This window comes from uncultured Roseivirga sp., assembly GCF_963973945.1.
GTDB lineage: Bacteria > Bacteroidota > Bacteroidia > Cytophagales > Cyclobacteriaceae > Roseivirga.
Genome location: NZ_CAXBBV010000010.1, coordinates 45,328 through 67,448 on the forward strand (window position 1 = coordinate 45,328; position 22,121 = coordinate 67,448).

The 22,121-nt window shown below is 38.6% G+C and carries 21 protein-coding genes; 10 read left to right on the forward strand and 11 right to left on the reverse strand.

Annotated features, from left to right (window positions below; genetic code table 11):
- The first annotated feature begins 16 nt into the window (after positions 1–16).
- The 5 genes from AAC026_RS15375 to AAC026_RS15395 all read left to right on the forward strand — a co-directional run bounded on the left by AAC026_RS15375 (position 17) and on the right by AAC026_RS15395 (position 4,789).
- A complete protein-coding gene (locus AAC026_RS15375; RefSeq protein ID WP_339699808.1) occupies positions 17–1,237 on the forward strand; it encodes a DUF4221 family protein in 1,221 nt (406 codons plus the stop codon).
- A gap of 67 nt (positions 1,238–1,304) precedes the next feature.
- Positions 1,305–2,195: a cation diffusion facilitator family transporter gene (locus tag AAC026_RS15380; protein WP_339608677.1), complete on the forward strand. Its 891-nt coding sequence runs from the start codon at positions 1,305–1,307 to the stop codon at positions 2,193–2,195.
- A gap of 122 nt (positions 2,196–2,317) precedes the next feature.
- Positions 2,318–2,965, forward strand: coding sequence for a class I SAM-dependent methyltransferase (locus AAC026_RS15385; RefSeq protein WP_339699810.1), 648 nt, complete (start codon positions 2,318–2,320; stop codon positions 2,963–2,965).
- Between the two features lie 45 nt (positions 2,966–3,010).
- Positions 3,011–3,682 carry a DNA alkylation repair protein gene (locus tag AAC026_RS15390; RefSeq protein ID WP_339699812.1) on the forward strand — a complete coding sequence of 224 codons (672 nt, stop codon included), beginning with the start codon at positions 3,011–3,013 and terminating at the stop codon, positions 3,680–3,682.
- A 126-nt stretch (positions 3,683–3,808) separates the two neighbouring features.
- Positions 3,809–4,789, forward strand: a complete 981-nt coding sequence (locus AAC026_RS15395; protein ID WP_339699814.1) for a hypothetical protein — start codon at positions 3,809–3,811, stop codon at positions 4,787–4,789.
- Between the two features lie 51 nt (positions 4,790–4,840).
- Here the strand turns inward: AAC026_RS15395 and AAC026_RS15400 are convergent, their stop codons facing one another.
- The 4 genes from AAC026_RS15400 to AAC026_RS15415 all read right to left on the reverse strand — a co-directional run bounded on the left by AAC026_RS15400 (position 4,841) and on the right by AAC026_RS15415 (position 9,463).
- A complete protein-coding gene (locus tag AAC026_RS15400) occupies positions 4,841–5,521 on the reverse strand; it encodes a Crp/Fnr family transcriptional regulator (protein ID WP_339699816.1) in 681 nt (226 codons plus the stop codon).
- Positions 5,522–5,526: 5 nt separating this feature from the next.
- Positions 5,527–6,150, reverse strand: a complete 624-nt coding sequence (locus AAC026_RS15405; RefSeq protein WP_339699818.1) for a LysE family transporter — start codon at positions 6,148–6,150, stop codon at positions 5,527–5,529.
- Positions 6,147–7,211 (reverse strand): hypothetical protein, encoded by a 1,065-nt coding sequence (locus AAC026_RS15410; RefSeq protein ID WP_339699820.1) that lies wholly within the window; start codon positions 7,209–7,211, stop codon positions 6,147–6,149. Before AAC026_RS15410 ends, AAC026_RS15405 begins: the two co-directional genes overlap by 4 nt.
- 386 nt (positions 7,212–7,597) lie before the next feature.
- On the reverse strand, positions 7,598–9,463 hold the full coding sequence (locus AAC026_RS15415; protein ID WP_339699823.1) for a sigma 54-interacting transcriptional regulator: 1,866 nt from the start codon (positions 9,461–9,463) through the stop codon (positions 7,598–7,600).
- Between the two features lie 159 nt (positions 9,464–9,622).
- Between AAC026_RS15415 and AAC026_RS15420 the strand changes: the two genes are divergently transcribed.
- The 3 genes from AAC026_RS15420 to AAC026_RS15430 all read left to right on the forward strand — a co-directional run bounded on the left by AAC026_RS15420 (position 9,623) and on the right by AAC026_RS15430 (position 11,388).
- Complete coding sequence (locus tag AAC026_RS15420) at positions 9,623–10,090, forward strand: YHS domain-containing (seleno)protein (protein WP_339699826.1); 468 nt, start codon at positions 9,623–9,625, stop codon at positions 10,088–10,090.
- A gap of 111 nt (positions 10,091–10,201) precedes the next feature.
- Positions 10,202–10,717, forward strand: a complete 516-nt coding sequence (locus AAC026_RS15425; RefSeq protein ID WP_339699829.1) for a hypothetical protein — start codon at positions 10,202–10,204, stop codon at positions 10,715–10,717.
- Positions 10,705–11,388, forward strand: coding sequence for an NRDE family protein (locus AAC026_RS15430; protein WP_339699832.1), 684 nt, complete (start codon positions 10,705–10,707; stop codon positions 11,386–11,388). The genes AAC026_RS15425 and AAC026_RS15430 overlap by 13 nt, the downstream gene beginning before the upstream one ends.
- Positions 11,389–11,653: 265 nt before the next feature.
- On the opposite strand, the gene AAC026_RS15435 is transcribed toward AAC026_RS15430, so the two are convergent.
- Together AAC026_RS15435 and AAC026_RS15440 are read right to left on the reverse strand one after the other, a co-directional pair.
- Entirely contained in the window at positions 11,654–14,023 is a 2,370-nt protein-coding gene (locus AAC026_RS15435; protein WP_339608553.1) for a ribonucleoside-diphosphate reductase subunit alpha, read from the reverse strand.
- 33 nt (positions 14,024–14,056) lie between these two features.
- The gene (locus AAC026_RS15440; RefSeq protein WP_339608552.1) at positions 14,057–15,055 is read right to left on the reverse strand and encodes a ribonucleotide-diphosphate reductase subunit beta; all 999 of its coding nucleotides are present in this window, start codon (positions 15,053–15,055) and stop codon (positions 14,057–14,059) included.
- 471 nt (positions 15,056–15,526) lie between these two features.
- Between AAC026_RS15440 and rplU the strand changes: the two genes are divergently transcribed.
- Positions 15,527–15,838: a 50S ribosomal protein L21 gene (gene rplU / locus AAC026_RS15445; RefSeq protein WP_339699835.1), complete on the forward strand. Its 312-nt coding sequence runs from the start codon at positions 15,527–15,529 to the stop codon at positions 15,836–15,838.
- A 9-nt stretch (positions 15,839–15,847) separates the two neighbouring features.
- Positions 15,848–16,123, forward strand: a complete 276-nt coding sequence (rpmA, locus tag AAC026_RS15450) for a 50S ribosomal protein L27 (RefSeq protein WP_339608550.1) — start codon at positions 15,848–15,850, stop codon at positions 16,121–16,123.
- A gap of 439 nt (positions 16,124–16,562) precedes the next feature.
- On the opposite strand, the gene AAC026_RS15455 is transcribed toward rpmA, so the two are convergent.
- The 5 genes from AAC026_RS15455 to rnr form a co-directional block, all read right to left on the reverse strand.
- Positions 16,563–16,928, reverse strand: a complete 366-nt coding sequence (locus AAC026_RS15455; RefSeq protein WP_339699838.1) for a hypothetical protein — start codon at positions 16,926–16,928, stop codon at positions 16,563–16,565.
- 4 nt (positions 16,929–16,932) lie between these two features.
- Positions 16,933–18,171: a hypothetical protein gene (locus AAC026_RS15460; RefSeq protein WP_339699841.1), complete on the reverse strand. Its 1,239-nt coding sequence runs from the start codon at positions 18,169–18,171 to the stop codon at positions 16,933–16,935.
- Between the two features lie 176 nt (positions 18,172–18,347).
- Positions 18,348–18,953, reverse strand: a complete 606-nt coding sequence (locus AAC026_RS15465; RefSeq protein ID WP_339699844.1) for a rhomboid family intramembrane serine protease — start codon at positions 18,951–18,953, stop codon at positions 18,348–18,350.
- Complete coding sequence (locus AAC026_RS15470; protein ID WP_339699847.1) at positions 18,954–19,928, reverse strand: polyprenyl synthetase family protein; 975 nt, start codon at positions 19,926–19,928, stop codon at positions 18,954–18,956.
- Entirely contained in the window at positions 19,888–22,086 is a 2,199-nt protein-coding gene (rnr, locus tag AAC026_RS15475) for a ribonuclease R (protein WP_339699850.1), read from the reverse strand. The genes AAC026_RS15470 and rnr overlap by 41 nt, the downstream gene beginning before the upstream one ends.
- Positions 22,087–22,121: the final 35 nt, after the last annotated feature.

Sequence of the window (22,121 nt, forward strand, 5' to 3'; positions counted from 1 at the left end):
AGTTCAAACAAATGAGATGAATAGATCAAGTCATACTATACTACTTTCATTGGCCTGTTTTCTCATCCTATTTTCATGCCAACAGGAAAAGGAGCATTCCATAGAAAGCAGCACAACTCAAACCCTAACCATTTCTGATGGTGGCATTAAAACCTTAGCCCTTGAAGACGGGGTCAATTTTGAAGTTCTAACAGCTCTCAAATTGTCCACCATCAATAACAAGGAATACATTACTTTTTACGACCGAATTACCCACTCCATCTACCTATATGATTATCAGACTAATGATCTTTTCAAAAAGATTAGCATGGAAAAAGATGGTCCTAACGCAGTAAAGAGTGCCAACAAATTCTTCATACATACCATAGATTCAATTTTTGTTGACGGCTCAATGGGCATCCATCTCATCAACAGTAAAGGAGAAGTGCTTACAAAGAAAAGCAAGGGCACAAAATTAAGAAATGGAATACCAATGATTCAAATGGGGGCACCCACCTACTCGTTTGACCATGATTCACATTTCGAGAATGGCAAAATAGAAATGAGCATCCATCTCTTCAATCGGACAGGAAAAAATTATGAACGTTCAATTTATGATTTTGAAAAAGATTCGATTGTTGAAAAATTTGTTCAGACTAAAACATTAATCTACGACTATAAAGAGGTGCTTAGAGTAAAGGAGGAAGCTAAGAAAAGACGGGAGGGTGCTTTTAATATAACGATGTATTTCGGAAGTTATAAAAACTACCTCTACGGTAGCACTTCTATTTCTGATAGCCTCTATATTTTTAATGACGGTGAATTGATTAAAACAATCTATGCTGGAGTTCCAACTATAGAAGTTGCCAGTTATTCTGATTACGCAACTTTGAGAATCATAGAATACTTCGAAGGAGGAATGAGTGCTTTTGAGAATCCTAAGCAGCCCGCCCATTACAAAAACATGCTCTTATCACCCAATGGTAGATTGATATATAGAGTACTCTACCATGGTACTAAACCACAATTTATTGAAGGAGAAGAAAAAGCGAGTCCCTATGTTTTTGGTGCAACCTTAATCGTAGTGGACACAAAAACAGAAGAACTACACTATTATAATTTACCCGTAGATGAAATCGAACTAGGCATGCCCTTCAATTTTAATTTATTTGTCAGCAACGAAGGAATTTTCTTTCGGGTGAAAGACCAACAAAACGAAGATCAGGTTCAGTTTAGATTTTTTAAAGTGACCCAATAAATATGGTCTCATAAACCAAAACCTTCTTGAAGCCCTGTTGCACGGTTTTGTCTTATACATTTGGGGCATGGCACACGATCATCATCACGGACATCACCACCATCATCATGGAACAGGTAACTTACGCGTTGCCTTCTTTTTAAATCTCTTTTTTACACTTGTCGAAATTGTTGGCGGAATCTATACCGGCAGTTTGGCCATTCTTTCCGATGCCCTTCACGATTTAGGCGATAGCCTCAGCATTGGGCTTTCATGGTACTTCCAAAAACTTTCTCAAAAAGGCCGTGATAAAAAATTCTCTTATGGCTACAAACGCTTTTCTCTGTTGGGTGCGATTATCAACTCAGTCGTGCTATTGGTGGGTTCTGGCATTATTCTTAGTAAAGCTATTCCAGCATTATTCGCTCCAGAAACTGTAGACGCCAAAGGCATGATGTATCTCGCCATTTTTGGTGTAATTGTCAATGGAGCCGCTGTGTTGAAGCTTAGAAAAGGCTCTTCAATCAATGAAGAAGTAATTTCGTTACACCTGTTAGAAGATGTATTAGGCTGGGTGGCGGTGCTCATCGGTAGCTTGGTAATGATGTTCTGGGATTTGCCCATTATCGACCCAATTCTTTCGCTGCTCATTGCAGTTTATATTATATATAACGCTTTCCGAAACCTTAAAAAGAGTACACTCATTATTCTTCAGGCCAAACCCAATGAGGTGGACATTGAGGAAATCCACAAGACCTTACTTTCCATTCCTGAAATTACGGGTGTTCACGATTGCCATGTATGGTCGATGGACGGAGAATACAATGTGCTTTCTGCACACCTTGTCATTGAAAAAGAAATTTCTATGGACGAAATGGCCAGCATAAAATCAAAGGCCAAATCCCTGCTTAAAGAAGAACACATCGACCATGCCACCTTTGAATTTGAAGGGAAAGATGAGCATTGTGGGGGTTGTTGAATTTTTTTTTCTTATCGATCTAAATCCAAAACAAGTAAGGTTGAGAAAAATTAGAGGAGTTTATAAATTATAGATGCATTTTGAGCTGAATACAGCCACCTGTTTCAAAAAAGCTTAATTACATGAATAAAGATGCACTCAACAAAGCAGTAAAATTCTGGGATCGAGCAGCCAGTTCATATGACAGAGAAGAAAAAAGGGATGAAGAAAAATATCAAAATACTATAAATCAACTAGCTCAATATTTAAAGTCCGAATATTTAGTTTTAGACTTTGGTTGCGGAACTGGACTCATTTCCAATGAAATATCACCCTTAGTTCAACAAATTCATGCCATTGATTTCTCTCACAACATGATCGAGTTGGCTAAAACAAAGGCTCAAAAGCATCAAATATCAAACGTTCAATACAAACAGTCAACAATTTTTGATGATTACCTCAAGCCAGCTTCATACGATGTTATCTTATGTTTCCATGTACTTCACTTACTCGAGTCTGCAGAGCGAGTAGTTTCAAGAATACATGAATTGTTAAAACCAGAAGGTCTTATTGTGTCAGTTACACCATGTATGGCTGAAAAACCATTAATGAACAGCCTGTTTTCTGTTCTAAATAAATTAGGACTCACACCAAAGATCAACTCTTTAAAACTACAAGACCTAAAGAAGCTGTTCGCAGAAGAGAACTTTGAAATTATAGATCATCATTTGCTGCCAAAAACTTCTAATCAACATTTTATTGTTTGTAAAAAAAGACCACTCGGGCAATAACAAATTAAACCTCCGAGCTTTGTTAAATTTAGAGTTAATGAGAACATGACACAGTACATAGATACATTAGAAGCTGAATTTAAAAGCAAGGAAAATCCGAAAATCGCTTCAGAACAAAAGGCCTACTTGCGAAACCAGTTTGAGTTCTTTGGAATCAAAACACAAGACAGAAGGGAGATTCAAAAACCATTTTTAGTCAAGGAATACTTACCCGCGAAAAAGGACCTACACCAAATTGTAAAGACTCTTTGGGAAAAACCCCAGAGGGACTTTCAGCTCTTTGGGCAAGAGTTGGTATTCAAGTATGTAAAGCAATTTGAAATCAGCGACATCCAGTTGCTTGAATATATGGCAAAACACAAATCATGGTGGGACACTGTAGATTTTATTACTTACAAACTTATGGGTGCCTATTTCAAGCTCTACCCAAAAGAAAGGCAACCTCATGTAGACAAATGGTTAGATTCTGGAAACATTTGGCTGCAACGCTGTGCACTATTATTCCAACTAAAGTACAAGGGGGATATCCATACCGAAATACTAAGCACTACCATAAACGCTCTCTTAGGTTCTAAGGAATTCTTTATCAATAAAGCCATTGGCTGGATATTAAGAGAATACAGCAGAACCAACCCTAAATGGGTAATTGACTTTGTGGACAAAACAGAACTCAGTCCATTGAGTAAAAAAGAAGCGTTGAGGTTGATGGAGCCATAGGGCATTAAAAGCCGAAAAATCATTAGATTAAGACACTATATAGGAATTAAAAAACACATAAATGCTGAGCCATTTCTAACAATCATCACTTTCAAAATGAAAAAACTCTTCTGTCTAATATTTACCTTGATACTACTCTCATGTGAACGAGATGTATACTTATCTGATGATGATATAATGGTAATTGATAGAAAATTTTCACCCGATTCATCCAAGGTGTTGTTGACATACATGTTTGACATTGGTGCATTAGGATTTTCTCGATCATGGTCTGCAATTCTTAGCACAAAAGACACTCTTGGGGTTATAAACAAGTATACTATACCTGACATTAATTACCCCACGAACACTCGTTACGAACCCATTAAGTGGCTGAATAATCAAACATTTCTACTTGGACTAAACATTCAATCATATATAAGATCAAATACTAAGGCCGATACTTCCGGATTTTTGCTGAATGATATACAGTTCGATGTTACACTCCTTGACAAAAACGAGGGATTAACTCAAATAATAGAACATTTTACCGTATCTCCTGATAAGAAGAAGCTACTTGTTGCATACAAATACAATGGAGCTTCTAAAATTGAAATCTCTGTTATTAATTTCTACGAACAGTTGCCTAGATATGGTAATATTTTCACAAGCCTCAATTTTTCCGAAAGCCCCATTCTATTTGGACGATGGAACGTAAAAAACGAAGTTGAAATTGATGTAAATCTAAATTCGTACATGGCTGAGTATATTGAGTTCAACGCCTTATTACCAGTTGCGACCAAGATTAAAAAAATTGACTATCAGTCAGGATACTCAGCAGTTATTGGAGGTTGGTACAACAGAAAAATGTTTCCAGACGCTGATACTGTTCATCTTTTCAAAACTACAGAGTCAGCCCTTGCAGAAATCACTCATATTCAGGGCTGGGGAGATTCGTACTACACTAAACTCCTAAATTACTTTTATGAATATAGTGTTGGTCAACAAACCTTCAAATCCTATTTCAGAGCAAAAAAAGGAAATGGAAAAATTGGTGATCTTATACCGATTGAAGTAAACCCCAAACAACCTTTAATACATAGACTAGAACTCGACAAAACCCGCTAGCCTTAGTATATCGCATTAAGTATAATATAAAACAACATTCAATAAATATACTTAGCTCAACACCGCAATATTTGGGATTACAATTTGGCTGCGAGAGTAAGACAATGCGCCTTCTTCTTTGAGTTCATTGATAATGGTGGTTACGGTTTGGCGAGAAGAGCTGATCAAACTGGCAATTTCATTATGGGTTAAGTAGTTTTTGATCAACACACCTTCGGGAGTATCTTTTCCTTCGTTAATGGCCCACATTTTAAGGAAGTCTTTGAGCCTTTCTTTTACATCTTTAAACACCAAATTGGCATGGCGGTGCTCTAGTTTGCGCAGCTTATCCCCTATCTTCTTAGTGAAATTAAGGCAAAGCATTGGGTGCTTTTGCATCAGTTCTTCAAACTCGTCCATGGTGAAAGTGCAGAGAATTACCTCGCTAGAAAGTATTTCGGCATACTCATGACTAAGCGTAAGCATATTGAAAGAGATTTCTCCAAACAAGTCGCCCGTAAGCAAAATGTCCTTGATCATTTCATTGCCCGATTGGTCCATTTCGCTGATTTTTATTTTCCCGTTAATGAGAAAGTAAACGCGTTTCACCTCATCGCTAGCAAAGTAAATGGTATGGCCTTTCTTCATTCTCACGAATTTAGAAATACCACAAAGGTCATTGATTTGTTCTTTTGTGAGGTTTGAGAAAAGGTCGTAATTCCTCAAATACCAGTACTTAATTTCTCTTTGCATTGCTCTTACAGGTTTATTACCAGTTGAAAAACTGCCACTGCGAGGATTACTGCCCCGAGTATTTTGTTGTAGTTCTTCGTTAATTTCATGTATACAAACTCCCTCTTTTTCGAGGTAAAAACCGCCACTAAATATTGTAGCAGAAAAGCCCCTGCAGCAGTTCCAATTACGAATGCGGCTTGCACAGGCCAGCGTTCATCCGTAAGCAGGTTATTGCTTCTGAGGTTTGTAATAATGAAGAGCCAAAAAGGATATAATTGAGGATTTAGAATTCCGAAACCCATACCGCGCCATACGTGGTTGCCTTTATCTGGACTGTCCTTTTCACTTGCCTCAGTGGGCTTTTGAAATATCAGATATATTCCAAAAATGAATAAAACACCGATTGTCAGGTATTTGAGGTAGTCATCGAGGTATTCGTAACGACTGAGTAAATTCGAACTACCCAAGGCCAAAGCGCTATAGAATAATTCGGGTAAACTTCCCCCAAAACCGAAAAGTATGGCTGATTTTTTATTGTACCGAAGGGCAGTTCTGATGGTGCCGAAATTAACCGGCCCCAATTGAATCGACCCTGCGAAACTAATTGCTGTTGATAAAATTAAAGCTTGAAATATGTGCCAAATCATGTAGTCATGCTTTGGTTTACAATGTCATTTTTCTCACGTCCAAAGTGGGTCTTGATCAAGCGCGCCATTTCAAAAACTGGAGTCACTTTTACTCCTTGTTTTATATTGGCTTCACTCACTCTGTACATCATCATCATATTCTCAGCCGTTTCCTTATAAGCCCTGAACAATGAATAAGACGGGTCGTAAATGTGCGCTGGTTCTGAAGTTACTCCGTTGAGTTCTAAAACCTTGATGTTTTCACCCTTATAAAGATCTTCTACCGATTTCACTTTTAAATCAAACCTACCGAAATAGAAACCGTCAATTCCAGAAGCTACATCATCGAACACGTTTACCAACTGGTCATTCAACAGATGCATTCCGCTTAAGAACTTGGTACCTCGACAATGATTCCCTATCGGTTCTAGATTTCTCTTTTCACCTTCTGGGATTACTTCATTCAATGCGGCACCTAGTCTTTTCGTCATGCTTTCTAGCTGAAGTCTAGCGCGGTCGTTGTACTCCATCAGTTCGCGAATGGTGGATTTACCATCGCCCGTTACCGTCAAAAACTCCTTGGTTACAATAGAGGTAATGCCAGTTTTATCGCTGTCTGGAAAACGATAGTACAAAACGCCCAACTCTATATCATAACTCACATATTCCTGAATAATGAAATCTTCTTTTGACCTTTTGATGTACCGATCTAATGCGGCTACATTTTCAACTTTCTCCACCTCGTTGCCCCGTTCGCCCACATTGGGTTTCACGATAATCGGAAACTCCAATTGGATGTTTTTCAGCTCGTGAGTTACGATTTCACAAGGTGTTAGCTTTTTGAAGAATAGAGTTTTAGGTAAATACTTTGGATCGATTTTCTTAAGAATATCAATTTTCGATTCACCAAAAACACCTCCGTGTTCTATGCCTGGGTTGGCAGCGGTAAAGTAAGTGAACGACCGTGCTCTGATAGCAAGGTAAATCCACCATGGCACTAATGGCATAAAAAACAACCAAAAGGGCCAGTACTCATAGCTCAACCACTTAACAATAAACAGGGGTAATTTCTTCTTCTTCATTTGAGGGTTGAAAGATAAACAACCGATTAAAACCTTAGACACTTTTAGCCCTACTTTAATTACTAAGCCATACTTGTCATTCTGCCGTCTGCAGAATTGTCTTTCTTGAGACAATGAATGTGCCAAGCGACAATCTACCAACGTAATTAACTGACTTTCAGATTACTCTGATGTAAAATCAAATAAACAAGGTTTAAACAAGCAAATTATTTCACGATATAACGTGAATATCATGAAATAATAAGAAAGAGATTTTCAGGAAGTAATTTGGCCGACAGTTAAGGTAAGAATCAATTAGTCAGCCATTTATAGAGAAAATTAGTTTAGCGTAGTTAATGTGCGTTATGAAATTAACGATATTTCGTGAAAAACAAATTTCATTCAAACTACCTTTTTATCCCAAGTTTCTTCATTCTCGACTCTAATGTAGTTGGTTTCATTCCCAAAATTTTAGCTGCGCCTTTCTCTCCGCTCACTCTCCACATTACCTCATTCAATACTTTGAGAATGTATTTTCTTTCAAAGTCCTCTAGGGTAAGCAATTCGGTTTCTGTTTCTTCACGAGATTTGTTTGGCATCCAACCTGCCAACTCTAGCTTTTGCTCACCACTAATAATCACTGCTCGTTCTATCACATTTTCTAACTCTCTAATATTACCCGGCCAGTTGTAGGCTTGAAGTGCTTTAATTACACCCTTCGGAATATTTGCAATTTTCTTTCCGAGCAACGGGCCATACTTATCTACAAAATGTCTGACCAGTAAAGGAATATCTTCCTTTCTTTCGCGCAGCGGAATGCTATAGATAGGAAACACATTTAATCGATAATATAAGTCTGCCCTGAACTTACCTTCTGCCACTTCCTTCTCTAGCTCACGATTTGTTGCGGCTATAATCCGAACATTTACTTTTATGGTTTTGGTACCACCCACCCTTTCAAACTCACCTTCTTGTAATACGCGCAGTAGTTTAGCTTGTAGTTCAACTGGGAGCTCTCCAACTTCATCTAGGAAAATGGTACCTCCATCCGCCAACTCAAATCGGCCAGATTTTCGCATCAGAGCCCCTGTAAAAGCGCCTTTCTCATGACCAAAAAGTTCACTTTCAATTAAGTTGGCCGGAAGTGAGGCACAATTGATCTTTACCAGTGTCCTATTCTTTCGATTACTGATGTTGTGCACCGCACGAGAAAGCAGCTCTTTGCCTGTTCCTGACTCGCCCAAAACCAAGACTGTAGCGTCTGTTTTGGCTACTTGCTCCACCTGAGTTAAGATTTGTTTAAATTTTAAACTCTGGCTTATGATCTCTTCAAAATTGTGCTCAGTTTTAATCTCTTGCTGTAAGTATGTGTTTTCAGCTTCTAGGCGGTCTTTTAAATCTTCTACCTCATTTAAAGCCTTAACTAGTCTTAAATTTGCAGCATTTCGCTCAATTTCTAGACTTGCCCTTTCTGCCAGAGTATTTAAGATTTGGATCTCTTCTTCAGAAAGGTTCAACTCATTATTGCTAAACAAAGCCAAATTGCCAATACATTCGCCTGTTCTGGAAACAATAGGAAAACCGATGTAGCCTTCCACACCTTCATCTTTATAGAAATCTTTCCCCACCTGGTTTTTTTGATGATAGGGTTTTAGAGTTTCTAGAATAATCTCGCAAGGTGTTCCCTTCACATCGTATTCAATATTCTCCTGCAACTTCCCATTTTCATAATAAGCCAAAGTTCTCAGTCTTGTCTTTTCTGCACTAGTGCATTCAGTAACAATGGACATGGTTACGCCAAGGGCATTAGTAATATTCTCTACCAAAAGTTTGAAATAGTCTTCACCAATTGCGGCAGTAGTATTTTGAGTAATGGACTTTAATAGCTTCTCTTTTCTTTTTCGTTCACTTATATCAAGTACAAAACTGATATTGAATGCCTGCCCTTCAAACTCTGCATAATTCAAAAATATCTCAACAGGAATTTCATCTCCACTCTTGGTGAAGTGAGTAGACTCCATGGTAAACTGAGTCTCAGATGGAAACCTTTCCCACATCTTTTTGTAACTGCTCTGGGTATAATTTCTGTTGATATCATAAATCAACATTTTTAGAAATTCATCTTTGGAGTAGCCATAATTCTGACAGGCAGTATCATTGGCATACACAATTTTCCCTTCACTATCCATCCAAAAAATAGAAGCCAAAGCTCGCTCCAATGTAAAGTATGATAAGCGAGAGAGGTCCTCCAAACTATATTTCCTTTGTGTCATGCGTCCCTATTTTCACGAAATATCGTTAATTATGATAAAGCTGCTAAGATTTAAATTGTTTATGTTTGTCTTCAATCCAACACTTTGAGTAAATACGTAAGTGAATTCAACAACCGCTGAACATTTGCACGCGTTACCTACACGAACAAAAAAAGTGTTATGAAAAAATTAAGGCATATTCTAGTAGCGATTATTGGCATTTGCTCACTTGCTACCCTAAATGCACAAGAAGTCAAAACCAAAGATTATAATCTTGAAAAAGGTGTAGCCATACAAGGGTATGACCCTGTGGCCTATTTTACCGAGAATAATGCCATTGAAGGGAAAAGTGCCATCAGCTCCAAACATAATGGGGCAACTTATTATTTCTCCACTTCAGAAAATAAGGCTCTATTTGATAAAGCTCCGAGTAAGTATGAACCCGCTTATGGGGGATACTGCGCATACGCAATGGCTTTTGGTGATAAGGTGAAAATTGATCCTAAAACTTTCAAAATAAAGGATGATCGTCTTCTTCTTTTCTACAACTTCAGATTCAACAACACGCTTAAGGATTGGAATAAAGACGAGAATAACCTTTTCAAGAAAGCGGAAAGTGAATGGACTAAAATAATCTCTGGAAATTAATCTTCTTGCTTTTTATCTAAAAACGTAACTTCTTTAATCTTTAGCAGATATACATAATTGAATAATTTGATAACTTTGCCTATTCGTGGCTTTAACTTTAACACGCATTAAATGCAGTTACAACAAATTTCTGTTGATATTCTTAACCAGATCATTGTGATTTCAAATCAGTTGAAAGATGATGAATTTAGGTCACCTTTAGGAATTCTATCTAAAAATTCCATAGGCAAACACATTAGGCATATCATTGAATTTTATGACCTAATGATGGTTGGACATACTACTGGAAAGGTAGACTATGACAAGCGATCACACGACAAAGTTCTTGAAGAAAATAGGGTACTGGCTATTGAAAAAATGAATTCTTTAAGCTTGGAAATCATGGCCATTTCACAAGATCAGCCTATTACAATGTATGCCAACTATTCTGTTGATGGGAATGACCCGGTAACGATTGATACTACGTTATTTAGAGAATTGCAGTACAATATTGAGCACGCTGTTCACCATATGGCCATTATTAAAATTGCGTTGCTGAATGCATTTTCTGAGGTTAAAATTCCAGAAAGTTTTGGCGTAGCTTATTCTACTATAAAATATCAGAGAGACTCTGAATGTGCACAGTAACATTCCTTCCTAAAGGAAAAACATCATACATCTTAACTTCTAACCGAGACGAAACGCCTAAGCGAGCCGCGTTAACTCCTATGGCTTATACTGTCCATGGTAAAGAAGTGTTCTTTCCAAAAGATCCGCTTGCTGGTGGAACTTGGATTGCTACGGACAAGAAGCAATTTACTTTGTGCTTACTGAATGGAGCATTTGAAAAGCACCAACACCAACCGCCTTACAAACTGAGCAGGGGTATTATGCTGCTTGATTTTTTCAAGTACAATAATGTTCAAAGCTTTATAGATCAATACGACTTCAAGGGAATAGAGCCCTTCACTTTAATTTTAATTGAAGACAACGGAAATCTAAGTGCTACTGAATTGGTTTGGGACGAGGTAAAGGTGCATGTTAGACATTTAGATGTAACCCAGCCCCATATTTGGAGTTCCAGTACGCTTTATCCTGAAGCGGTTAGAACGGAGAGAAAACACTGGTTTAAGCTTTGGCTCGAAGAACATGATAGCTTTGAGCAGAAAGAAATTATCGACTTCCATAAAACTGGTGGCAAAGGTGATGAATGGAATGATTTTGTAATGAACCGCGAGGGGAAAGTACAGACCGTAAGTGTTACTTCTATTGAAAAGGACTTGGGCTACACTATGGTATATGAAGACTTGCTGAGCTAAACTTCTAATCTTCTATTTTTCCTTCTCACTACTCTAAGCAGGAGAATTGAAAGGACTGCTATGAATGCCTTAATGGGTAAATTTCACAGCCATTCGAGCAGCTCTATTTCCATTACCCCATAAATAAAAAAGACAAGCACTCCGGCAAGGATACTCAAAACCATCAAAAAGTAACTCAAGAGCTTCATCTAAAACCAGCTAGTGTAAGGCATAAAAAAAGCCTCCACATCGCTGTGAAGGCTTTTCAGTTAGTAGTAAAGTTCTATTAGCTACCACATGCTTCGCAAGCATCTGGATTATCTAGCGAGCAGGCCATATCGGCTGCTTTTTGTTCTATTTGTGCTGCGGTTGGTGTACTGGCTGCGGCCTTGTCTACTGTAAACTGAATAGCATCGGCTGCTGCTCTAGACCTCAAGTAGTACATTCCTGTTTTCAAACCTTTCTTCCAAGCATAGAAATGCATAGAAGTCATCTTTCCGAAGTTCGGATCTTGAATGTGAATGTTCAAACTTTGAGACTGGCAGATGTAAGCTCCTCTATCGGCAGACATCTCAATAATACTCTTCTGAGAAATTTCCCAAACAGTTTTATAAAGGTCTTTGATTTGCTGAGGAATTTCAGGAATGGCCTGAACTGATCCTTTCGCTGCAATCAGCTTATTCTTCATGTTGTCATTCCACAAGCCAAGCTCGATCAAATCTTTCATTAAGTGCTTGTTCACAATAATGAATTCACCTGATAAAGTTCTTCTTGTGTAAATGTTTGAAGTATATGGCTCAAAACACTCGTTATTTCCTAAAATCTGAGAGGTTGAAGCTGTAGGCATTGGTGCCACTAACAAAGAGTTTCTCACTCCGTGCTTCTTCACTTCTTTCTTCAAGTTATCCCAATCCCAAAGTCCAGACTCTGGAGTAACACCCCACATGTCGTATTGGAAAATACCTTTAGATACTGGTGAACCTTTGAATGTTTGATAAGGACCTTCAACTTTTGCCAAATCCTTTGAAGCCGTCATGGCAGCAAAGTAGATGGTTTCGAAAATATCCTTGTTCAACTGACGCGCTTCAGGAGAATCAAATGGCATTCTCATTAAAATAAACGCATCGGCCAATCCTTGTACTCCCAAACCAATTGGTCTGTGGCGCATGTTCGAATTCTTAGCCTCCTCAACAGGGTAATAGTTCACATCAATTACCTTGTTCAAGTTTTTAGTGGCTACATAAGTAACATCATACAAAGCTTGGAAATCGTACTTACCAGTTTCTTCATTTACAAACTTTGGCAATGCCAAAGAAGCAAGGTTACAAACGGCCACCTCGTCAGGAGCTGTGTACTCTATAATTTCAGTACATAAGTTGGATGACTTAATTGTACCTAAATTTTTCTGATTTGATTTCTTGTTAGCGGCATCCTTATAAAGCATATAAGGTGTTCCTGTTTCAATCTGAGATTCTAACACTTCAAACCAAAGGTCTTGCGCTTTTACCGTTTTACGGCCTTTACCTTCGCGCTCGTATTTCTCATACAATCTTTCAAACTCTTCACCATAGCAATCAGCCAAGCCTGGTGCTTCGTTAGGGCAGAAAAGTGTCCAATCTTCGTTATTCTCAACCCTCTTCATAAAGAGGTCAGAAATCCAAAGTGCGTAAAATAAATCTCTAGCTCTTAGCTCTTCTTTTCCGTGGTTCTTCTTCAAATCAAGGAAATCGAAGATATCGGCATGCCAAGGCTCCATATAGATGGCAAAAGACCCCTTTCTTTTTCCACCACCTTGATCTACATAACGGGCTGTCATGTCAAAATTTCTTAACATAGGCACTATACCATTGGAAACCCCTCCTGTTCCTTTGATATATGATCCTTTTGCTCTCACATTATGAATGCTAAGCCCAATACCTCCAGCCGACTGCGATATTTTTGCAGTTTGCTTAAGTGTATCGTAAATACCATCAATACTATCATCTTTCATTGTTAGTAGAAAACAAGATGAAAGTTGTGGTTTTGGTGTACCCGCATTAAATAATGTAGGAGTGGCGTGTGTAAACCATTTTTCTGAAAGCAGATTGTAGGTTTCGATTGCCTTTTCAATGTCTTCTCCGTGAATACCTACTGCTACTCTCATGAGCATGTGCTGAGGGCGTTCAACGATTTTACCATCGATTTTCATTAGGTACGAACGCTCCAAGGTTTTATAACCGAAGTAATCGTAACTAAAATCTCTATCGTAGATAATATTGGAATCTAGTGTTGCGGCATGCGCTTTCACTATTCCGTAAGTTTCTTTCGATACCAATGGGGCGTTTTCACCTGTTTTAGGGTCTACATAAGTATAGAGCCTTTTCATGGTATTTGAAAACGACTTACTGGTAGTTTTATGAAGGTTACTAATGGCAATTCTAGCCGCGAGTTTTGCGTAATCAGGGTGCTTCACGGTCATCGTGGCTGCAATTTCAGCTGCTAAGTTATCCAAGTCTAACGTGCTTACTCCATCATACAATCCTTCAATTACTTTCTTGGCCACTTCCACAGGCTCAACGAAAGCGGGATCTAGTCCGTAGGATAGTTTGTCTATCCTGGCAGTGATCTTGTCGAACTTTACCGACTCGTGTCTGCCATCTCTTTTTACTACTAACATATTTGGGGTTTTGGGGGTGTCTATAAATATAAACTAAAAATCTTCATCCATACTAAATTTGTGAGCATCCGGATCATCTCCTTCCTTCATAACGCCAGCTTTTTGGTATTCACCTACTCTTCTTTCGAAGAAGTTGGTTTTACCTTGAAGTGAAATCATTTCCATGAAATCAAAAGGATTGGTGGAGTTGTATACCTTTTCGCATTCCAATTCCATCAATAGTCGATCTGCAACAAACTCTAAGTATTGCGTCATTAAATCGGAATTCATTCCGATAAGACGCGCGGGAAGAGATTCAGTAATAAATTCTCTTTCTATATCTAATGCGTCAATTATAATTTCTTTAATTCTTTCCTTAGGCACCTTATTAATCAAATGCTGATTATGAAGATGCACGGCAAAATCGCAATGCAAACCTTCATCTCTTGAGATTAGTTCATTCGAAAATGTAAGCCCTGGCATCAAACCTCTTTTTCTTAACCAGAAAAGAGAACAGAAGCTACCAGAGAAGAAAATACCTTCTACTGCGGCAAAAGCAATTAGTCTTTCTCCAAAATGAGGAGACTCGATCCACTTTAAAGCCCACTCTGCTTTTTTCTTAATAGCATCGAAGTTTTCGATGGCATGAAAAAGCTCATCAGCCTCTTTAGGATTCTTTATATAAGTATCTATTAAAAGCGAATAGGTTTCTGAATGAATGTTCTCCATCATAATTTGGAAACCGTAGAAAAACTTCGCCTCGGTATATTGAACTTCATTAATAAAGTTCTCTGCCAAGTTTTCATTTACAATACCATCAGAAGCAGCAAAAAACGCAAGCACGTGTTTAATGAAATAGCGTTCGTCATCATTTAGCTTATTTTCCCAATCAGTTAAATCTTGATGTAAATCTATTTCTTCAGCAGTCCACATACTGGCTTCTGCTTTTTTATAGTAACCCCAGATGTCATCATGCTTGATTGGAAAAAGCACAAACCTGTCCTTGTTCTCTTTCAATAATGGTTCTTCTGTTATTGCTCTTCGCTCACTCATCTCTCGATATCGGTTTTATTTTTTAAATAAAAAGATTACGCTGCATCAAGTTTTGCCTGACGCAAATTTTTATCCTTAGGCATCACCTTGGGATAATACTCCTATACAATATAAGGTACTTCCGTTATAAGTGTCTGGCATTCTTGGGAATGAGACTTTAACAGAAAGATAGGTTGTTGTTTTGGGGTCGTAACCTGAAACAAATATTACACAAAACTGCGTAAAAATCAACGTGATTTCCACAGTTAATTTTCATATGTAGCAGTCTAAATATGATCGTATAAATAGCTGTATTTTAAATGATTAAAATAATAAATATGAACAATAACTTACACTCATATTCAACGCAATTGAAGATCAAAAAAAATGAAAATTTAATATTGTTAAATCTCTTGCATTTATGATCTAGATTTGGTTTGGATTTAGAAATCAAACTGCTATCTTTGCAATCCGTTTTTGAAAAACATTCAAATGTACGCAATCGTAGATATAGCAGGAAAGCAGTTCAAAGTAACGCAAGACCAATTCGTTTATGCCCCATTAATGGCAGGCGAAGAGGGCGCTTCCTTAGAATTCGACAAAGTCTTATTGTTAGACAATGAAGGCACAGTCGAGGTAGGCGCACCTACCGTTAGTGGTGCAAAAGTTTCCGGTAAAATTATCGGACACGTTAAAGGTGATAAAGTAATCGTCTTCAAGAAGAAAAGAAGAAAGGGTTACAAGAAGAAAAATGGCCATCGCCAGAACTTCACCAAAGTCTTAATCGAAACAATATCTAAATAACAACTTACCATGGCACATAAGAAAGGAGCAGGTAGTTCGAAAAACGGTCGTGAATCGGAAAGTAAACGACTTGGTGTTAAAATATACGGTGGACAAGCCGCTATTGCTGGTAACATCATTGTAAGACAAAGAGGAACTAAGCATCACCCAGGCACAAACGTAGGTATTGGTAAAGACCATACACTATTCGCTTTGTCTGATGGTGTGGTTGAATTCAGAAAAGGTAGAAAAGACAGATCATATGTTTCTGTTGTTCCTTTTTCAGGAGAAGCTGCAGAAGCTTAATCAATAAAGTTCTTAAAATATACCGAAAGCTCAATCTCAAAAGGATTGGGCTTTTTCTGTTTGCTGGGCAACCCATGAAGACTTAAAGAAGTAAGGTTAGGCTTTAAACAACCTGATCAGGTCAAAAATACTGTACCTGATTCGTAAACTACAATTACTTAGACAAACCAACTGACTAATAACAGAGATGATACTTAACTAACAGCTTCCCATTAGCATCTGCATCCAGAGGCTCAGCGTGTCAGTAGAGAAGTACCAATACCAGTAAAGCAAGTATAATACTGTTTTTCAATGTATAATCTCACATAACTAAGGTAGAACCAGCCTCACCCCTTTTCTCTAATTCAATCCTCTGGCGCTCCGCATTCAAAAGCCGAGGAAATCAAAAACATTAAAGAAGAGTTAGTATCTCTTGAATTAATAACATAAAATACTCAGTTTACCAACTATCAATAAGTAGAGTATCATTCTCAATTATAAGCTTAAATCCCCTATTTAATGAAGATCCGTTTGTGTAGTAGCCAAAACATTTGGTGATTACTCTTCCGTCATCTCCTAATGCTCTTATGAAATAACATCCATCAGAAGTATCTAAATCATCGATTGAAAACCTTGATTTCAATTCTTTACCAACACTTAAAGATCCAATGTTTACTGAATCAGTGCTTCCTGAGGTTGATGTATAAATGGCTTCGAAGCTCGTGCTTGAATTATTTAGTAAAATTAAATCTGGTTGACGTTTGTAACCACAACTAGTTAAAATACTGAACAAAATAGAGATATATAGGATTAGCTTCTTTGACATAACTTTAATTGTTTGATTTAACGAGAACTGATAAAGCAGTTGCTCTTCCGTTATTATCGAGATTATTCAAATATACTAACTCACCTGCTTCCAAAGCTGCAATAATTGACTCATTTATACCAGAGTAATAACCCCTCTCAAACCAATTTGACCATTCTCTCCCAACTTGATTATTATGTAAGTCCATATTTACCTCTTTCCATTCATAGGGGTAGCGAGAGTTTTGATCTTCATGAGCATCACCTAATTGTTTTGAAAGTGTGTTGCCAATAGAAACTGTATTCATTGCATGGAAAAGAGCATGCCTAACAGCATCTCCTTTTCCATTATAAACAGAGTTAGGGAAATATTTCTCAGCATAACTCTGTGCTTCCCAAGCATTTCTCAAGAACTGTGCCTTATTTAACTCTGACATTTGCTCAAATATTTGTAGCTCCTTTTGCGACATCCTTCTTTTATAATCTTGTTCAAAGACCTCCATATCCGAACAGTTCAATCCCATGTCTATCCAATATATGCAATAAGAGTCAGGTTCATAAACAGGAATGCCCGTACCACCACCATCGTCCAGCGGCTCAAGACCGTCCCCCTCGTAGTTATCACCATTCCAGCCATTACCACCGTCACCATCTGGTGTGCTATAGCAGTACTCCACCTCGGTCCATTCTATTTGTGTAATGTCACCACACGAACCATTGCTGCACACTTGTGTCCAAGTATAGTGTATTTCGGTAAAACATGTTGTTTCTGATTTTATGGAGCCTATCCCTTTTTCTTCCTCCACCATGTTCGCCATTTTGTTACCCTCTATATCGAACACTTCTATCGTACCTTTAAAATCGGTAAGGCTATACTGAGTGGTAGATTGATCATACGGTGTGTAACGGATGATGTAAGTGTAGTTCTTTTCTCCTCTCTTTACCAGAACAAGGTTGTTGAGGTAAACACCAGTCGGGCCGTACTGCCATGCCCCGGCAGAATAAGCGGTTCTGTCCAAACTGGGCTGTGTTAGCTTTCTAACTTTCCCCCAATCAACTGTCTTTAGAATAGAGTTTGGGTCATCTACGGCTGAGCTACCTTTTTTGTCTTCCCTGAGTTCTGAAAGCAACTGTTGTAGCAGGGGTTCATTGCCCAAACTGGTCAGATCATTCTCGGGTAGGGCTGGTATCTTGTCAGTATCGTTTTGACAGGCAGAGATAAACAATATTAACAATAAGCAAATAGTTAGTTTGATTAATTTCATAAGTTCTTCTGAAGTTTTTTTAGCCTTCTGTTATATATTGTTTACAACAAGGCATATAACTTTAATGATTTAAACACCGAAAAGTCACCCTTGAAATTGAATTATTTTCGAAAAAAAATATCGCTACACGATTAAACACCTATAAATCAACGCCTTAATCCTTAGATGAATAACCTTTAAAAAATCGCCTCAATAAAATAAGAAAAAGTAGATGGGCGGAGGAGTAATGTGAATATAACACCATAGATAGCTCCAAAAAGATGGGCATCATGGTTAATGTTGTCTGTGTTTCGCTTACTCATAATAATCGAGTAGACAATAAAGAGTCCGCCTAGAATATAGCCCGGCAAGCAGATAATAGCATAAAGGCACAAATCTCTAATCGGGTCAAACAAAATAAAGGCCATCACCAAGGCCGAAACCCCACCGGATGCCCCTAGCGAATTATAATTGTAGTTATTTTTATGCTTAATCGTTGTGGGGATATTCGCCACAATTACGGCCGTGATAAAAAGAAGGATATAAAGCACAAGGCCAAGCTCACCAAAATAGCTGTAGAAAATTTGCTCTATCGCCAGACCGAAAAAGTAAAGCGTAAAGAGGTTCAAAAGTAAATGGATGCCATTATTATGGACAAAACCCGAAGTAATGAGTTGATAATACTTCTTCTCGTGAACCACAGTGTACGGATTAAGCATTAAACGCTTCTGCCATTCTGGGCGCTCCCAAGCAAAATACGTGATCAAACCAATCACGGCCATTAATATGTAGGTAACCTGCATCTAGTGTTCTCTATCAATTAAGTACTCTGCAAACCTCTTCAGAGAAGCTCGTTTTTCTTCTTCAATATCAAGTTGTTCCAAATCTGAAAAACCATGGTCGAAGTATTCGTTCATCTTGGCTTTGGTCAATGCTTCAATGCCAATGGCATCATAGATAGCACGTACCGCCTCCACTTTGGCAGCAGCGTCAAATTTGTTCAGACCCAACCAATAATCCAGTTGCTTTTTCTGCTCTTCATTGGCCAATTCCAGGGCTTTGAGCAAAAGGAAAGTTTTCTTGTTAGAAATGATATCTCCTCCTACCTGTTTCCCAAACTTGGCCTGATCGCCATATACATCCAGCAAGTCATCCTTTAACTGAAACCCAATCCCAATACTTACCCCGAAGTCGTAAAGCAGCTCAGCGTCCTCATTTGAGCTTTGGGCAAGCATGGCGCCCAGCTTCAAACTAAAACCCAAAAGCACGGCAGTTTTCAGCCTAATCATATTGATATAAGCTGACTCCTCTACAGTTGCTAAAGTTTCGAAATTCATGTCCAGTTGCTGGCCTTCGCAAACCCCAGCAGCACAGGCGTTAAAATCCTGCACTATTTGTCTCAGGTTGGCCGGAGCATCTAAAAGCATGTCATAGGCTTTCACCATCATTACATCTCCAGAAAGAATGGCCGTATTCGCGTCCCACTTTTCATGCACGGTGGCTTTACCCCTTCGCAAAGGGGCATTGTCCATAATATCGTCATGTACTAGGGTGAAATTATGAAACACCTCCACCGCCAAGGCTTGATCCACAACCGTTTCGGGATCGTCTTTGAAAAGTTTATAAGCCAAAAGCACAAGCAAAGGGCGCATTCGCTTTCCACCTAAAGACATAATATATCTTATAGGATCATAAAGCTCTTTTGGCTCGCTACCGTAATCTCGTTCTTCTAATCTTTTATTTATGAGCTGAACCAGCTCTAGGTGATTTTCGGTCATCCTCTGCAAATGTTAAATCGATGGTTCTTCTGTCAATGTCGGTTGCTTTCACCCTAACATCTACATTATCGCCAAGGGTAATGATTCTCTTGTTTCGTTTACCAATCACTCGATAGTTTTGTTCATCAAACTCATAAAAATCATCTGTGAGATCCGACATTCTTACCATGCCCTCACATTTGGTTTCGGTGATTTCCACAAAAATACCCCATTCTGTAACACCACTAACAATCCCCGCAAAAACTTTGTCTTCGGCCATGGCCATAAATTCAACTTGTTTGAATTTAATAGAAGCACGCTCCGCATCGGCAGCACGTTTTTCTCGTTCCGAAGCGTGAACACAAAGTTCTTCTGTTTCTTCTTTGTCTACCGATTTACCCCCATCCAAATAATGCTGAAGCAGACGATGCACCATCATGTCGGGGTAACGCCTAATGGGCGAAGTGAAATGTGTATAATGATCGAAAGCCAAACCAAAGTGACCATTTTCAGCCGTGGTATATTTTGCTTTCGCCATGGTACGGATGGCCAATTGTTGCAAAACGTTCTGCTCAGGCTTTCCTTCAATTTCACTAATTAATGCATTGAGTGATTTAGAAATTCCTTGACGTTCTACATCCATTTTATGCCCAAAACGTACGGCAAAGTTTGAAAACGTATTCAACTTTTCAGGATCTGGGTTGTCGTGGGTTCTGTAAACGAAAGTTTTTGGTTTGTCTCTAGTGCCTTTTTTAAATACAAATTCAGCCACACGCTTATTTGCCATGAGCATAAACTCTTCAATCAGCTTATGCGCATCTTTTCTTTCCTTTGGGGTAATTCCGAGCGGCTTCCCGTTTTCATCGAGTACAAACTTAACCTCCACGGTTTCAAAATTGACAGCACCATTTTTGAAACGCCTGTCTTTCAATTGATGAGCCAGCTTGTTTAAATGATTGATATCCTCTGCAAAGTCGCCTTCGCCAGATTCAATTCTTTCTTGGGCTTCTTCATAAGTAAACCTTCGGTCGGAATGGATGATGGTTCGGCCAAACCATTCGTTTTTGATATTGGCGTTTTCATCCAATTCAAACACAGCCGAAAACGTAAGTTTATCTTCATTAGGTCGAAGTGAACAAAGTCCGTTCGAGAGCCTTTCTGGCAACATCGGAATGGTACGATCTACCAAATACACCGAAGTAGCCCTGTTTACGGCTTCCTTTTCGAGTTCCGAATTTGGCGTTACATAATGCGTTACATCGGCAATATGAATCCCAACTTCCGTATTTCCATTCGGTAGTTTTTGAACCGACAAAGCATCATCAAAATCCTTTGCATCGAAAGGATCAATCGTTACGGTAGTCACATTTCTGAAATCCCTACGTTTGGCTATTTCTGCTTTGGTAATTTTATCTGAAATGTTTTCGGCAGCGGTTTCTAGCCCTTCTGGAAATTCCAAAGGCAAGCCAAATTCGGCAATAATAGAGTGAATTTCAGCATTGTGTTCACCTGCTTTTCCAAGCACTCTGGTAACCACTCCCTCAGGCTTTTTATTCCTTTCGGGCCACTGGGTAATTTTCACAATAACTTTATCATTGTGTTTCGCACCGTTTAGGTCTTTTAAATTGATAAAGATGTCGTAAAACATTTTTCTGAAATCGGAGATCACGAAAGCGTATCGGCTCGACATTTCCAGTCGCCCCACAAACTCATCGCGGTTTCTTTCCAGTACCTCAACAATTTTACCTTCGGCATGCTTTCCATGCTTTTTGTTCTTCAAAACCACTTTGACTTTATCGTCATCCATGGCGCCATTGGTATCGTCTATCGACACCCAAATATCAGCGGTATCCTCATCACCGCCATCGGGGGTTACGTAGGCAAACCTCGCGTTCACAAAATCGACTGTTCCTGTAATGGTTTCCTTTTCACTCTTATCGAGGGCAAAAGAGCCATTACGCAGTTTTTTTATTGCGCCTATATCTTCCAATCGGAAAATGGCTTCAGTTACAATTTTCTTCGAGTTTTTATCTCTGACCCCAAGGGCCGTTAATATCTGCTTGATCTGATATCCTCTACCCGGATGTTCACCGAGGAAATCGAGGATGAGGGGCTGTACTTGTTTAGCTCCGCGATCGGAGCCATTTGTATTTGTTTGTTTTTTTCTTCTATTACCCATAAAGGGGTTATTTAATAATGTTTAAAAATATGCTA